The organism is Aminobacter sp. MET-1, from assembly GCF_026521175.1.
Lineage (GTDB): Bacteria > Pseudomonadota > Alphaproteobacteria > Rhizobiales > Rhizobiaceae > Aminobacter.
In genome coordinates this window covers 28,801-41,111 of record NZ_JAMSHL010000035.1, presented here as the reverse complement: position 1 = coordinate 41,111, position 12,311 = coordinate 28,801, and the positions used below count along the sequence as shown (strand labels likewise).

The window sequence follows — 12,311 nt, the reverse complement described above, 5'->3', positions numbered from 1 at the left end:
GCCTGCGCCTGCGTTGCAGTCGCTGTATCCTGCGCGGATGCCGCAGCAACGGTCGATATCAGGGCGGTTGCGCTGGCGGTGGCAAGGATCATGAAATCGCGTCGATCCAATCCGTTGGCTTCACTCGGCATTTCGGTTCTCCAGATTGAAGTAGCGTGGGACTGTTCATCCTTCTTTCGACGAGGCGCCCTAAGGTCACGGGGTCGAACGTTGCACCATGTTAAATCGGCTTTTCCTCCACACTCGCCGGGCACGGAGCCCGAGGCAAGAATGAAAAAAGCCCCGCCACTTTGCGGCGGCGGGGGGCGGGGAACAGCCGGTCATGGTGGCCGCGACTACGGCGGCGGCCGGCCAGTCATCTGGCACCACATCGCTGCAGCTGACGACGCTGCAGCCAGGAGCACGCCGCCAAGCCACCACAGCGCCCTGCCGAGCTTGCCCGCGCCTGCCACTTGCTGCTGCATGCCAAGATAGTCCTTCACGCCCGGCTCGATGGCATCCAACCGTTCATTGAGGCCCTTCACCTCTGTCCGCAGAGTGTGGATTTCCAAGGTCAGGGCCTGCAGTTCCTCGTGCATCCTGCGGCGGCTTTCGGAGGCATCCTTGTGGCTGTCGCTCAGTGCGGCAACTGCGCCAATGAGCTTGCCAATTTCGATTTCGATGTTGCTGGCGGTCACGGACGCCATCCGCACAGCGCGGCCCCCTTTCGATTGTGGGCCAGCACGTCGGCGACCTCCTGGTCCGACAATGCGTCCTGCGCCACATCGGCCAGACGGATCGGCTTGGCGATGTCGCAGAATGAGCCCGTGGCCCTGGTGCATGCCGCCATTCCCGAGACGAACGCGATCAGCATCAACAGCCAGACAATCCAGCCGATCATCCGCTTCACCATCTCTTCAGCTCCTCACGCGCTCTGTTCGGCGGCAGCGCGCCGATGTCGTTGTCGACCTGATCGGCAACGTCCCTCGCCTTCTGTTCGGCCCTGGCCTGCCTGTCGCGCTCCAGGCGAGCGCCACGGCTGTTGCCCTTCAGGAAGGCCACCAGGGCAGCCAGCAGGCCGCCCATGATCGCGATGAGGACGGGATTGGAGAGGATGAAGCCGAGGATGGTCATCGGCTCGGCTCCCGGCGCCGGCGCAGATACTCGGTCATGACGCCATTGGCCACCAGCACCCAGGGGAACCAGTCGGCCGGGATGACGGGCTGAAGCACCGACGGATCAACATATGTGACCGCCACGGCAACCGCGCCAACAGCGGCCTGAAGACGGGCCCAGAAGATGGTTTCGCTGTCCTTGAAGAAGTGTTTGATGCGGCTCCACATGATCAGTGACCCTTTCGCAGGAAGAGCGCGGCCAGCGCCCTGGCGATGAGCTGGAAGAAGAAGCGGACGCCCCCGGCGGCGGGCGGCTCCGGCGCTGTTTTGGCAGGCCGCAGAACGACCATCGGCCCGGGGACATCGCCCGGCATTTCGTCGTTCTCCGCCGGGATCGTCGGACGCGGCCGGTGTGCGAGGCCGAGATAGAAGCCGGCGCGCAGAGCTGCTTCGAAGGCGCTGGCGTAACCGGCGACCTTGTCGCCATTGGCCTCGACATCGGGATTGATGATCGCCCTGGCGCCGCGATAGTCGGCCTTGTCGCCACAGATGAAGTCGGCCAGCTTCTTGCCCGTGAACAGGCCGCGCTGCATTCCGGCGACGAGAATGCGGGCCGACACGTCGATCTCGCCGGCAAGGTCGGGATTGCCCAAGAGATCGAGCCCGAGCAGTTCGCCGAATTGCGCATAATTCTCGCGGCCGGTCATCTGCGGAAAACCGCGGCCTCTGAAGAGCCAGCCATCGTTCGGACCGCTGTTGCCCATGCGCCCGCCATAGACCTTGTTGGCAAGCACCTGCGGGTTGCGGACATAGGGCAGCGCATCGCCAAGCCCGGGAAAGCGCTTCGGCCAGACGGCCCGGATGCGCTCGGCCGACGAATAGACCAGGTTCTCGGTCTTCGGCGCCATGCTCGAGCCGACTTCATGATAAGGTGTGGCCAGCACATAGGCTGCCTGTCGAAGCGGCAGGCCGGCTGCCTGTATCTCGCTCAGCAGCGCTTCGAGGCCGGCCACCTGGCCTTGCGAAAGCGACGTTGCGAACACGCCGGACGAACGCGCGCGCAAGGCCGCGTAGAACTTGCTACGGTCCATGGGGTTCCTCATGTTGTTTGAAAAATGGCGGAAAATGGCGCGTTGTCGGCCTTCTGGCGGCCTGCGGATGACCGGATACGGGAAAACCACCCGACTACGGGGTCCAGTCATCGCCTTGGCGATCTTGACCGCTCACGGATCCTGGGCATGGCCGAAATCGAGAACGCCGAGACTGTCGTCATACATGCCGAAGTGGCACATGCGCTGGATGAACGCACAGTTGTCATCCACCTGTGACAGGCGTCGATACGCCGGTTCAATTTCCGACCCAGAACGTGGTATCGGTGAAGAAGGGGGAGCTTCCGAAGTGGAAGCCACCAAGCCGGACTAGGAGGCAACGATAGGTTTTCTTAGAGAATTCCGAACCCGGATTGGACTGCGAGAGCCCAGACTTCGTGACTATTGGCCCGAGAAGAAACGCCGTGATCAGGCGCCGCTTCTTGGCATAGAGATCGGCCGATACAGCTATGGCGCCCACCTTGAACGCATGAACCATTATCGGGCCGAGGACGAACCACTAACCATCGGTTCGTTTTGCTCCATCGGCCCGGACGTCGCCTTCTTTGCCCACACCGATCATAGTATCGGCAGGACCACGACTGCCCCGCCGCACTTCTTCGGCGCGAGCAAATCTGAAGGCATTATCTTCAAGGGACCGATAATCTTAGGTAACGACGTCTGGATTGGTCAGCGATCCATGATCATGCCCAACGTCCGTATTGGGGACGGCGCTGTCATCAGCGCGGGGAGCGTCGTAACCAAGGATGTTGCTCCGTACGCTGTCGTTGGTGGCGTCCCGGCAACACTCATCAAGCTCAGGTTTCCTGCCGAGGTCGTGCGTGGGCTTCTGGAAGTTCGCTGGTGGGACTGGAGCCACGAACAGCTAAGGGCCAACAGGGACGTTCTTATGGGTCGGCCCGAGGCGCTTCTTGATCGGCATCTGCCGGGTTGGCGCACACCGCCGATGGCGGCGGAATGATCAGGCCTGAGAGAGGGCCAGTATCTTGGTAGCTCGTACCTGATCGAACAGGTGCACAGCGACCATCTCCAATGGTGGCCAAAGATCATGATCGCTACGATTATCAGCCACGTGCCGTCTTGCGACAGATCCAAACACGCCAGACGAGCGCGCACAAGGCCGTGTTAAACTCGCTACGGTCCGTGGGATTTCCTTATGTTGTGGGAATGTCAGCCGCCGTCATTCCGGCAGGGCGCAAGCCATGGGCGGCAAATTCAGAGACAGTTGCGAAGGTTCGGTTTCGTCATCGTCAGGGGCTAGAACCCGCCTCGCGACGTCCGGATTGGATGTGTCCTTGAGCCCAGCTTCGCGCGCCTGTATATGGGAATGACTTGCTTACCCGTCATACTTGTGTGAGCACTGTGAAGACATTTCTCATTAACCTTGACCGGTCCCCTGCTCGGCTCGATTTCATGCGAGGGCAGTTTGAAACGATTGGCGTTGACTTTGTCAGGATCCCTGCGGTGGACGGGGCGACGCTTGCTCGTAGCGAGTACTCGGGCAGCCCTCTGGGCCTGGGTGAAATCGGGTGCCTACTAAGCCATCGAGAGGCTTGGCGCCGGTTGGTGGCATCACAGGACAAGTTCGCTGCGGTTTTTGAGGACGATGCCAGGTTGAGCCGCGGCATTTCGCCGTTGCTGAAAGACCGCGGATGGATCCCGCCAAAGGCGGGAATTGTCAAACTGGAGACAGTTCTTTTCAAGATCCGCCTTGCTGGCCGTCCGATCGCTGCGAAATCCCGCGTTTTGAAGCGCCTTGTCTCCAATCACCTCGGTACCGCCGGATACATCATTCGCCGGGATCAGGCAGAGCGTTTGCTATCCTTGACCGCAACATTTCAAGCTCCGGTTGACCACTATATGTTTACCGAGCCGTATCTGTCGGAAGGCGTCGTCTACCAGATTTCGCCTGCGCCGGTGTTGCAACGCAGCATCTTTGACGACATCGGAGACGATGGGGCGTTCACAAGTCTTCTCGGGCATGGAGACGGGGCGTCAAAGCCCAAGCCCAAGCGCCCGATTCATCGGAAGTTCGCGGATGAATTGTTGCGGCCCTTTCGGCAAATCAGGTGGAAATTGGCTGGCATCGAGCGAACGATTGTGCGGTTCGACTAAACTGCGGCGTCCCGTCCTGTAAGGACCGGAGCGCGGAGCGCCCTGCGTAGGTGCGTCATCGCTATGATGACTTTCTCAAACAACCGCAGAAAGAGAAATACGCCCCTGACGCAGCGTAATTTTTTGCATCCAAAGTTTTTCGCCACCTGGCATAAGAAAATATCATGCACAAATCGCCAAATCCCCCATTGAATGTTTGACGCCTTAAGCGTAGGCAATCGCCGATTTCTTTGGGGACCATCTTGGCGCAATACGATACAAAGTTCTTTGAACTACGCTCGCAAGAGACGCCGGTCGCTGATGCGATCCTGAGCACTATCTTTCCAGCCCTCCAGCCGAAATCAGTAGTCGACCTGGGCACTGCCGTAGGCACATGGCTTGCCTCCGCAAAGAAGTTCGGGGCCACGAAGGTCGTCGGCATAGATGGGCCATGGGTTCCCGCTGATCAACTTTTGATCGAAATTAACGAGTTTGTTCGCGCAGATTTGGAAGGCCAACTTCCGGATCTTGACGCAACGTTTGACCTCGCAATCTCAACTGAGGTGCTCGAACATATCTCCGATTCTGCCGGCGAACGGGCAGTTGCTTGGCTGACACGCCAGGCGCCAGCCATTCTTTTTTCGGCTGCAATCCCAGGTCAGGACGGCCAGTCGCACATCAACGAACGGTGGCCCAGCTCATGGGCTGCACGGTTCGAAGCCCATGGCTTTAAGATTTACGATGCCATCCGCCCGAAGATTTGGGGCAACCCCGTGGTTCCCTTTTGGTACAAGCAAAACCTGCTTTTCATCGCCAAGGAAGAGATTGGGGAGCGTCTTGGACTTTCACCCGTCCCGGCGGCTGCCGTCGATCTGGTTCACCCCGAACTGTTCGGTCACAAGACCAGCAAGATTAGCGATCTTGAAGCGAAGAAGCTTCGAAACCGCGTCCGCAAGATGTTCGGCATGAAGAGCCGTCCAAGTGGTGTCGCCTGATATGACCGCCCTGCTCTACACAGGCATAGGCTTACTGATCTTTGCAGCCGGCTTCACCGCCGGCTTCCTAAGCGGCAGGCGGGACAGCACTCCACTTCCGCACCAAATCAAAGACGAGTCTTAACCGCTAGTGGCTTCACGCAAAGCATGAAGTATGACAACAACATCACGCTATGCCTAACTGCCGGCGGCCGACCCGATCTGCTGGAAAAGACATTGCGCTCCCTGCTTGCGGCAAATAGCTTCGCGAAGATAATCATTGCGAATGATTTTGGTGATGAGGCATCGACGGCTATAGCAAAGCGACTTTGTCCGGATGCCACGATAATCCATCACAAATGGAGAAAAGGTCAACTAGCAACCGTCGACGAAATGTATTCCCTCGTAGAGACCCAGTACATCTTTCACTGCGAGGATGATTGGGAATTCGACAGGGTTCCCTTTCTCAATCGATGCTTCGACGCACTACACGCGTTGGAAAATGTCAGCGTCGTTTCGGTCAGGAGTTCGGCCTGCCTATATCGCCACTTCAGTAACAGCCCTTACGAACATCTTGGAGAGCCAACAGTTATCGATGTCGGCGGTACAACGGCGATGCAACTCAAGATCGACGATCTCGAGGCGTGGGCATCCTTCACCTTCAACCCGTCACTGACACGTCGAGCCACTTGGCAGTCGATTGGCGGCTTCAACTCCCTTAATGACGAACACTCCATCGACCTGCGATATAGGGCGAAGGGACTGACGACAGCCTACCTCGTCCCCGGATTTTGCCATCACATCGGCGATGACAGGCACATTCACGACCCATTCCTACCAGTGGGTGAAAAATCCAGAGATCCCTTCCGGATCGCTAAGACATGGGCTCGCCAAGCCGTCCAGCGGATCGTTCCCTTCCGCTAGCTTGACCTCGCCGGTGGTGTGAAATTAGCGGCCCACATCGCTGTATTGGCAATGGTGAAATTGTCTACCTTGCCGACAAACGAGCCACCCCCGGCATAGCTCGGAGCACCGAGAAGAAGGCCGGTTGAGGCGTTCCCATACGAGAATGTTGACGCGACAGTGGCTCCCTTCTGCTGGCCGTCAAGGAACAGGCGGAGGTTGCCAGCGGCGCGTGATGGCGACGTGGTGCCACTGACCATCATTGAACCCGGTCGTTGACGTCGAGACTTTCGCGGTCGTGTTCTCATACCACTGCATCTGCCCGGGGCCGCTGACGTTGAGCAGCAGGCCATGCCAGTTCGAGTCCGAATAGCTGTTGGCCTGGGTGAGGATGTCGGCCCAGCTGGTTTGGGCAGTATTCACCCAGGAGGCATAGGAGAAATCGCCTGCACCGAATGGAGTGGGCGGGATCGCCCGGAACTGGCCGCCACCAGCGAAATTCTCAACGCCCTCGTCCGGAGGCTGAGCGCCCGCGAAGGCGTTCGCCGTGACAGTGCCGTAAATAACTAGGCCATTCGCGTTCAACTCACCGACGCCAATCCGCAGCTTTAGCGGCATCTCGGCCGCGCCGTTAAAGCTCCGCGTGCCTAGCTGCATCTGGCCGCCCCAGGCACCCGAGTAGACACAGGTCACCGGAGCATTCTGGTTGGCAATCAAGTCCGCGTTGCAGACGTCGATCCACGCCTTGCCGCTGCCACCATTGTCAGCCGGGGTACCGCGCGGCCCGATATCAAACGCTGTCGGCTGGTTGTTACCATACTCCGCCCCAGATCGGACGAATGGCACACCATAGGTCAGGATGCCTCGGTCTGTGATTTCGAAGCCCGTGAAGACATTGGCGATGGTCGGGATGACAGGCGCGGCAAGGGCGCCGAGCATTGCAGCGAGGAAGAGCGCCAACAGGTTGCCGAGCTTTTTCAATTTTGAAGTCCTCCAGCTTACGATAGTGCGACCGGTTAGTGTGTTGTGACCGACAATGGTTACGATCTTGAATTTGCAATGACTGCGGCCATGCCGACAAAACCGCCGCTCGACAAGCCGATGGTACCGCTTTGGCGAAAGCGACCTTCCGAACACGCGTAGAACTGCTCAGAGACCGCCTCAGATTGCGGTGGGGGCGCAATTGCCTCTGAGACTTAGGCAGCGATGGTTTATGCGCCGGCTAGGAAGAAGCTAGGATTTCGGCGGCTCTTGCTTGGCCGAACAGGTCAACCGCGATCACCTGGAGAAGCGGCCAGAGTTCATGATCGCTGCGATATGACGTCGCCGCCTTAAAGATGCTTTGGACGCGTACCGGCTGCGTCGCCATGGCTCCTTCGACCTGTTCGGCTTCGGCGTTCGTCAGTCGCGACCAGAGATCCACGGCATACAGGGTGGTGACGGGAACTGGGGGGACACTCCATGTCATGGTTCCATGGTCCCAGGTCTGCCCCCCATGCTCAGGTGGTATCGGAACCTCAATCGCACCGACCGGAATCTCTGGAGATATCCAAACCGGCGGTGCTTCGTTGCCATTCTCGTCGGGAACCAGAGACCGAAGCCAACCTCCGTCAAAAGAACCGATGTAGCTGCCACGAATGTCGACATAGAATTTCGCTGTCTGCTCCATCATCCGTATGCCTTGAATCTGATCTGAACTTGATTGTTCGGAATTCCGCCAGGAGCACCGGTGTTTCTGACATGGAGCCAATATATTCCTGACGTGTAGTCGCCGTACTGCACCTCGATGTTGACCGTCGTTTTTCTGATGGTTTGACCATATCCGAACGAAGCGAACGCTACCGGAGCGCCCGTGTACTCTATCACGTCGCCGTTAGCATATCCCCCCACCGCTGCCGTTAGAACAAGCTCTGCGATAATGAGTTTCGGAGTGAAGCCCAATCCGTGGGCGATGGTAAGGCGACCTGCTGCTGTAACCGTTTGCAGACCACTGACAAACTCTTTCTGAAACGGGATCAAAACGCCATCGACGTAAAAGCCCTTGGCATTGATAGTGTCCGAACCCTTGTCACCTCCCGTGGCATTTGCTGTGAACAGGCCCGCGCCAAGCTGCATTCGGGTGGCAAGAGTACCCCCGGTGATCGTTTGCCAATAGAAAGTAACGTTTTCAGCACCGTTGGTGACACTGCTAACTGCCGCACCCCACGCAGCAACCAGGCGTTTGACGTTGGTGCTGCTACGGGTCGAGATCGCAACCTGATAGACGACGTTCGTTGCCGCACCGATCCTGTCCCAGAACACGTCGAGTATGGGTCCGAACACCGGAACGGGATCGGTCTTGTCATGAGTGATGGTGCCGATGAGCCTTGCCGCATCAAGCGTCTTATTCGTCAGCGTCTGCGTCAGCGAACTCAGCCACCCGGCTAGATTTGCCAAAGAGAGCTTCTTGAGCCCCCACAGGCCGCCCGCGCTGTCGGCAATGCCGATTTCGTCTGCTCCGGTCGGTGTCGGCTTGTCGGTAGCACCATGTATCCAGCCGCCAAGCGTGTTGGTGATGAGGCTCCAGTAGGCGATCACCTTCGCGAGATAGTGCCGCGATGAGTACAGCCCGGGCCCGACCTCGACGTCCTCAGGGTTCGCCGCATACTTCTGGCTCAGCAAAGCGCTGGCTGCTGCAGCGTCGGCTGATGCCTGCGCGGCGACAACAGCGGCGGACATCAGGGCCAGGGGGAAAAGCACCTCAAACCGAGTGCCGGTAAAGAACAGCACCGCCTGCCGTCCCGCCTTGAACTCGACAGCCCCGAGGTCCGAGCCATCGCCGTACTTGACCGGATAAGTCCCGACGCCAGACACGTTGATCGTCGCAGCACCGCTGTTGTCGGCCAAAGGCGTCATCAGATAGAGCCTGGCCGCCTGGAAACCCGCGGGCTGGGAAACGACGACCGCGTTGCCCGTCCCGCCCGTCACCGCAAGCTTGTCCACGGCAGCACGGCCAAACAGCCGGCCATAGGTCATCGGCACCCATGAGGCGCCGGTTGCGTCCCATTCCTTCAGGATCGCAGGATCGAAATTCTTGTCGAGCCACAGCCTGTCGATGTCAGGCGCAACGATGCCGTCGACCATGTTGCTGAAGACGCCGGTCGCCCTGAGCGCCGACAGCACCAGCTCGGACACCCGGACATATTTGCCGGTTTCGCCGGTGAGCGTGGTGCCGGTGAGGAAAAGACCCCAATGCAGCGCGTTGTCGAATTCTGTCGCCATGTCTTATCCTCAAAGCAAAGCGGCTCGCCGAGGCGAGCTGTTCAGGGTGGTGATGTCAAAGGAAATGCCGATGTTCTTTGCGCTTGGCATCAACGGTGCACAGGCGCGGCTCGACGTCGATCGACGTTTGTTCAGGAGCAACTATTGCCAACCAGCGCAACAAGCCGGGAAACCCGACACGGGCCGGCCCTCGAGAGGTTGCGCTGTTGAGCCGGCTGCCATGGTCTGCCGGATGGGCCCGATCACAACCGGGGGCCGGAAGATCACGCCCCGCGCTGCGGAGATCCGAAACGCCCTCTTCCATGCAGGACGGGATCAGTTGGCGGAACGTTGAACGGCGCCACGATTTCTCCTTCCATCTGCCGTGACCCAGGATTCTGCGCCGATGCTCGACACATTCCTTGTCTGGTTCTCATGGATCCACGCCGCCATCGGCGCCGTGGCGATCACGCTTTTCATCCTGTACCGGTCATTCTTTCGTGCAGAAAACAGAGAGGAGAACATCCGTTTTCTGCGCAAGAATCCGACGGCCATACTCTGGATATTCGCCGGAGCGTTTACCGCCATCATGGTTTCCGTGGGCCTGCTGGACCGTTTCATCAATGGTTACGGAACCGGCGGCGAACTGTTCTGACTTAATGACGACAGGCACCGCCGACGCAGATGTAGAGACACGGCACGTCAAGATGATCTGCGCTAATCTTGATCGTCCTGGGTGAAATCAGCATAAAACCGGTCGCGCATGCGGCCTCGGACCGCAGCGACCTTAGGGGCGCCAATGCTTGTTCGCTTGTTTGACCGATGGTCGGAATGGCCGGCCTGGGCGAGGTGGACATCCGGCATCGCCAACATGGTGCTGCTCGACTCCGTTCGCGCCGCATGGGGCGAGCGCGATTTCGTGGTTGGGGTCGCCGAGACCTTTGTTGCCTATCTGCTGCACTCTGGCTGCCCGATTGCCGCAATGGCAGCCGGTGCCTGGATCGGCATCAAAATGGCAAGGGCGTCCAGCAAGGATTGGCTGGGCTGGATGATCGGCATCGTGACGTTTGCTGTGCTGTGCCTTGGCCTGGCCATGCTCACCGACGACATCCCCGGCATCAGCTGGCGCATGAAAGCCATAGACAGCGGCCGTTGCCATACCGTTTTGGATGGAAGTTTGAACTCTTTGGTCTGTGACTAGGGCAAACCTTGAAAGCGAGGGTTATTTCGGGCTCAATACACGTTATACGCGAGACATGATTGAAGATAGTGCGTTGGCGCCGGGATGAGGAACCCGTCGCGGCTCGCCCGACTGCGACTGCATCCATTTGCTTCACCTACGCCCCGAATGAAATACATCGCCCTGCCATGGCTTCCACGTCCCGGTCGCCCTGGACTCTTGCGTGATTGGGGAAACTGGGTTTGTATCCGTCACCATGTCAGAGGGGGCAACACAATGTTAGAATTGGCGGCGTTTACCGGCAGGTTGCTCGGGACGATGATCGATCCACTTCTATGGGGTGGCGCGATTGCAGTTCACTTTTACTTCAAAGGAAAAGGCTTTGGCGTTAAGTTTCCGGCCCTCATCTGCCTCGTTTTTTTCGTTGCGTTTGCTACTGGTGCATTTTCCTTCCCTGGGGACCAGATCGAGGACCACATCACTCGATCATTCTATTCGGTACTGGCAGCAGCGATCTGGCTATCCATTGTGATGGGTATTGCGCGCCTTTTCCGAAAATCGCCCTCGGCAATGACGCCTGACAGCAAGCCGTTTCTGGCATTGATTGCGATCATCTTGCCGTCGGGCACTACGGCAAGACTATCCCTTGGGCATTTCCAACCCGATGCCGTCCGGTAGCAAGGCTGCATCATCGCCGGCCAAAACGCTTGCAATCGTCTGGTCAAATTCGGCGCTGGCTGCTTCGGCGCGCCGCAGCAGCCACCACGCCGCCAAACTTCACCATCGACTGCCAAGCGCGGAAATCGTTGCTGATCTTCGCCGCTGTGGCATTGACCGGCCGCGAGACCAGGTCGGTGGCTACATCCATGGCATTGCGCAGTGCGCCGGCTTCCGCGGCCAGCCCCTTCATCTACTGACCTTTTCGTCCAGCGACAGGTTCGGATCATGGTTGATTCTGCGCGACGATACCGTCGCCCATGTTGCTGAAGACGCCGGTCGCCCTGAGCGCCGACAGCACCAGCTCGGACACCCGGACATGTTTGCCGGTTTCGCTGGTGAGCGTCGTGCCGGCGAGAAAAAGACCCCGATGCAGAGAGTTGTCGAATTCTGTAGCCATGATTTATCCTTAGCGGGAAACGGCTCGCCTGCGCGAGCTGTTCAGGTGCGGGGGTGGGCTTTCAATGTGTACGAACGCTAGGGCATTGAGCCTGATGACTGCAGCCGTAGCCGGACTGCTGCTCTTGATCTGCTCCGCTCAAGCGCAGTTCTTGCCGGATGATGCCCAGAACCTGAAAACAGCACCTGAGGTTGAGCGACTGTTTGTGGTCAAGACCGCAGAAAACCTGCTGACCGAGAAAGCAAAGAGAATGTTCAACGACCCAGAGAACGCCAAGGACGGGTTTATGTGGGCGAGGAAAGTCATAGCCCGCCACTACGCTGGCTTGGAAACGCTCGCTGGCGAGTTGTCGACGGACGAATTGGCAAGGTTCTATGCGGAGAAGGCCGGCCTGTTCGTGAAATCGGTCCGGGGGGAGATATCAGATAGCCAGTTTGAGCAGATGGAAATCGAGTTAGAGCGCCGTAAGAGCGCCTACTTCGAGACCATCATTGGTACGGCGAAACCAACGCGGAACCCAGACTTTGACACACTCAATAGGATAGCCAAAACTGCCGCCAGCAAGGTTCACTCATACAGCGCCCTTTCCGTAGATTGAGC

The 12,311-nt window shown here is 58.6% G+C and carries 18 protein-coding genes; 8 read left to right on the top strand and 10 right to left on the bottom strand.

Features of this window, described 5'->3' with window-relative positions:
• Window positions 1–335: 335 nt before the first annotated feature.
• Genes NDO48_RS27985 through NDO48_RS27965 form a run of 5 tightly spaced genes read right to left on the bottom strand, consistent with a single transcriptional unit; the run spans window position 336 to window position 2,185 of the window.
• Window positions 336–677, bottom strand: coding sequence for a hypothetical protein (locus NDO48_RS27985; protein ID WP_157632749.1), 342 nt, complete (start codon window positions 675–677; stop codon window positions 336–338).
• The gene (locus NDO48_RS27980; protein ID WP_157632750.1) at window positions 674–892 is read right to left on the bottom strand and encodes a hypothetical protein; all 219 of its coding nucleotides are present in this window, start codon (window positions 890–892) and stop codon (window positions 674–676) included. Before NDO48_RS27980 ends, NDO48_RS27985 begins: the two co-directional genes overlap by 4 nt.
• Window positions 886–1,113: a hypothetical protein gene (locus tag NDO48_RS27975; RefSeq protein WP_018428721.1), complete on the bottom strand. Its 228-nt coding sequence runs from the start codon at window positions 1,111–1,113 to the stop codon at window positions 886–888. The genes NDO48_RS27980 and NDO48_RS27975 overlap by 7 nt, the downstream gene beginning before the upstream one ends.
• Window positions 1,110–1,322 (bottom strand): hypothetical protein, encoded by a 213-nt coding sequence (locus NDO48_RS27970; protein WP_267322822.1) that lies wholly within the window; start codon window positions 1,320–1,322, stop codon window positions 1,110–1,112. The genes NDO48_RS27975 and NDO48_RS27970 overlap by 4 nt, the downstream gene beginning before the upstream one ends.
• A gap of 2 nt (window positions 1,323–1,324) precedes the next feature.
• Window positions 1,325–2,185, bottom strand: coding sequence for a hypothetical protein (locus tag NDO48_RS27965; protein ID WP_018428723.1), 861 nt, complete (start codon window positions 2,183–2,185; stop codon window positions 1,325–1,327).
• A 487-nt stretch (window positions 2,186–2,672) separates the two neighbouring features.
• Here NDO48_RS27965 and NDO48_RS27960 point away from each other — a divergent pair, with 487 nt between their 5' ends.
• From NDO48_RS27960 to NDO48_RS27945, 4 genes are all read left to right on the top strand, one after another.
• Window positions 2,673–3,164: a CatB-related O-acetyltransferase gene (locus NDO48_RS27960; RefSeq protein WP_018428726.1), complete on the top strand. Its 492-nt coding sequence runs from the start codon at window positions 2,673–2,675 to the stop codon at window positions 3,162–3,164.
• 392 nt (window positions 3,165–3,556) lie between these two features.
• Window positions 3,557–4,318: a glycosyltransferase family 25 protein gene (locus tag NDO48_RS27955; protein WP_323848130.1), complete on the top strand. Its 762-nt coding sequence runs from the start codon at window positions 3,557–3,559 to the stop codon at window positions 4,316–4,318.
• 242 nt (window positions 4,319–4,560) lie between these two features.
• Window positions 4,561–5,292: a methyltransferase domain-containing protein gene (locus NDO48_RS27950; protein WP_157632752.1), complete on the top strand. Its 732-nt coding sequence runs from the start codon at window positions 4,561–4,563 to the stop codon at window positions 5,290–5,292.
• 147 nt (window positions 5,293–5,439) lie between these two features.
• On the top strand, window positions 5,440–6,195 hold the full coding sequence (locus NDO48_RS27945; protein ID WP_018428730.1) for a glycosyltransferase: 756 nt from the start codon (window positions 5,440–5,442) through the stop codon (window positions 6,193–6,195).
• 180 nt (window positions 6,196–6,375) lie between these two features.
• On the opposite strand, the gene NDO48_RS27940 is transcribed toward NDO48_RS27945, so the two are convergent.
• From NDO48_RS27940 to NDO48_RS27930, 3 genes are all read right to left on the bottom strand, one after another.
• Window positions 6,376–7,155: a LamG-like jellyroll fold domain-containing protein gene (locus NDO48_RS27940; RefSeq protein WP_018428731.1), complete on the bottom strand. Its 780-nt coding sequence runs from the start codon at window positions 7,153–7,155 to the stop codon at window positions 6,376–6,378.
• 241 nt (window positions 7,156–7,396) lie between these two features.
• Complete coding sequence (locus NDO48_RS27935) at window positions 7,397–7,846, bottom strand: hypothetical protein (RefSeq protein ID WP_018428732.1); 450 nt, start codon at window positions 7,844–7,846, stop codon at window positions 7,397–7,399.
• Complete coding sequence (locus NDO48_RS27930; RefSeq protein WP_018428733.1) at window positions 7,843–9,435, bottom strand: hypothetical protein; 1,593 nt, start codon at window positions 9,433–9,435, stop codon at window positions 7,843–7,845. The genes NDO48_RS27935 and NDO48_RS27930 overlap by 4 nt, the downstream gene beginning before the upstream one ends.
• 385 nt (window positions 9,436–9,820) lie before the next feature.
• Between NDO48_RS27930 and NDO48_RS27925 the strand changes: the two genes are divergently transcribed.
• The 3 genes from NDO48_RS27925 to NDO48_RS27915 all read left to right on the top strand — a co-directional run bounded on the left by NDO48_RS27925 (window position 9,821) and on the right by NDO48_RS27915 (window position 11,272).
• Window positions 9,821–10,069 carry a hypothetical protein gene (locus NDO48_RS27925; RefSeq protein ID WP_026227349.1) on the top strand — a complete coding sequence of 83 codons (249 nt, stop codon included), beginning with the start codon at window positions 9,821–9,823 and terminating at the stop codon, window positions 10,067–10,069.
• A gap of 144 nt (window positions 10,070–10,213) precedes the next feature.
• Complete coding sequence (locus NDO48_RS27920; RefSeq protein ID WP_026227350.1) at window positions 10,214–10,615, top strand: hypothetical protein; 402 nt, start codon at window positions 10,214–10,216, stop codon at window positions 10,613–10,615.
• Window positions 10,616–10,870: 255 nt separating this feature from the next.
• Window positions 10,871–11,272: a hypothetical protein gene (locus NDO48_RS27915; RefSeq protein ID WP_018428738.1), complete on the top strand. Its 402-nt coding sequence runs from the start codon at window positions 10,871–10,873 to the stop codon at window positions 11,270–11,272.
• A gap of 43 nt (window positions 11,273–11,315) precedes the next feature.
• Here the strand turns inward: NDO48_RS27915 and NDO48_RS27910 are convergent, their stop codons facing one another.
• Both NDO48_RS27910 and NDO48_RS27905 read right to left on the bottom strand, forming a co-directional pair.
• Entirely contained in the window at window positions 11,316–11,504 is a 189-nt protein-coding gene (locus NDO48_RS27910) for a hypothetical protein (RefSeq protein ID WP_018428739.1), read from the bottom strand.
• Between the two features lie 33 nt (window positions 11,505–11,537).
• Entirely contained in the window at window positions 11,538–11,711 is a 174-nt protein-coding gene (locus NDO48_RS27905) for a hypothetical protein (RefSeq protein ID WP_018428740.1), read from the bottom strand.
• Window positions 11,712–11,805: 94 nt separating this feature from the next.
• Here NDO48_RS27905 and NDO48_RS27900 point away from each other — a divergent pair, with 94 nt between their 5' ends.
• Window positions 11,806–12,309, top strand: a complete 504-nt coding sequence (locus NDO48_RS27900) for a hypothetical protein (protein WP_018428741.1) — start codon at window positions 11,806–11,808, stop codon at window positions 12,307–12,309.
• Window positions 12,310–12,311 lie beyond the last annotated feature (2 nt).

Excerpts from the sequence above, each read along its gene's own strand:
- NDO48_RS27980 (WP_157632750.1), bottom strand. The coding sequence starts at position 892 with ATGGTGAAGCGGATGATCGGCTGGATTGTCTGGCTGTTGATGCTGATC.
- NDO48_RS27970 (WP_267322822.1), bottom strand. The coding sequence starts at position 1,322 with ATGTGGAGCCGCATCAAACACTTCTTCAAGGACAGCGAAACCATCTTC.
- NDO48_RS27945 (WP_018428730.1), top strand. The coding sequence starts at position 5,440 with ATGAAGTATGACAACAACATCACGCTATGCCTAACTGCCGGCGGCCGA.
- NDO48_RS27960 (WP_018428726.1), top strand. The coding sequence starts at position 2,673 with ATGAACCATTATCGGGCCGAGGACGAACCACTAACCATCGGTTCGTTT.
- NDO48_RS27935 (WP_018428732.1), bottom strand. The coding sequence starts at position 7,846 with ATGATGGAGCAGACAGCGAAATTCTATGTCGACATTCGTGGCAGCTAC.
- NDO48_RS27925 (WP_026227349.1), top strand. The coding sequence starts at position 9,821 with ATGCTCGACACATTCCTTGTCTGGTTCTCATGGATCCACGCCGCCATC.
- NDO48_RS27915 (WP_018428738.1), top strand. The coding sequence starts at position 10,871 with ATGTTAGAATTGGCGGCGTTTACCGGCAGGTTGCTCGGGACGATGATC.
- NDO48_RS27930 (WP_018428733.1), bottom strand. The coding sequence starts at position 9,435 with ATGGCGACAGAATTCGACAACGCGCTGCATTGGGGTCTTTTCCTCACC.
- NDO48_RS27920 (WP_026227350.1), top strand. The coding sequence starts at position 10,214 with ATGCTTGTTCGCTTGTTTGACCGATGGTCGGAATGGCCGGCCTGGGCG.
- NDO48_RS27910 (WP_018428739.1), bottom strand. The coding sequence starts at position 11,504 with ATGAAGGGGCTGGCCGCGGAAGCCGGCGCACTGCGCAATGCCATGGAT.
- NDO48_RS27905 (WP_018428740.1), bottom strand. The coding sequence starts at position 11,711 with ATGGCTACAGAATTCGACAACTCTCTGCATCGGGGTCTTTTTCTCGCC.
- NDO48_RS27900 (WP_018428741.1), top strand. The coding sequence starts at position 11,806 with ATGACTGCAGCCGTAGCCGGACTGCTGCTCTTGATCTGCTCCGCTCAA.
- NDO48_RS27965 (WP_018428723.1), bottom strand. The coding sequence starts at position 2,185 with ATGGACCGTAGCAAGTTCTACGCGGCCTTGCGCGCGCGTTCGTCCGGC.
- NDO48_RS27975 (WP_018428721.1), bottom strand. The coding sequence starts at position 1,113 with ATGACCATCCTCGGCTTCATCCTCTCCAATCCCGTCCTCATCGCGATC.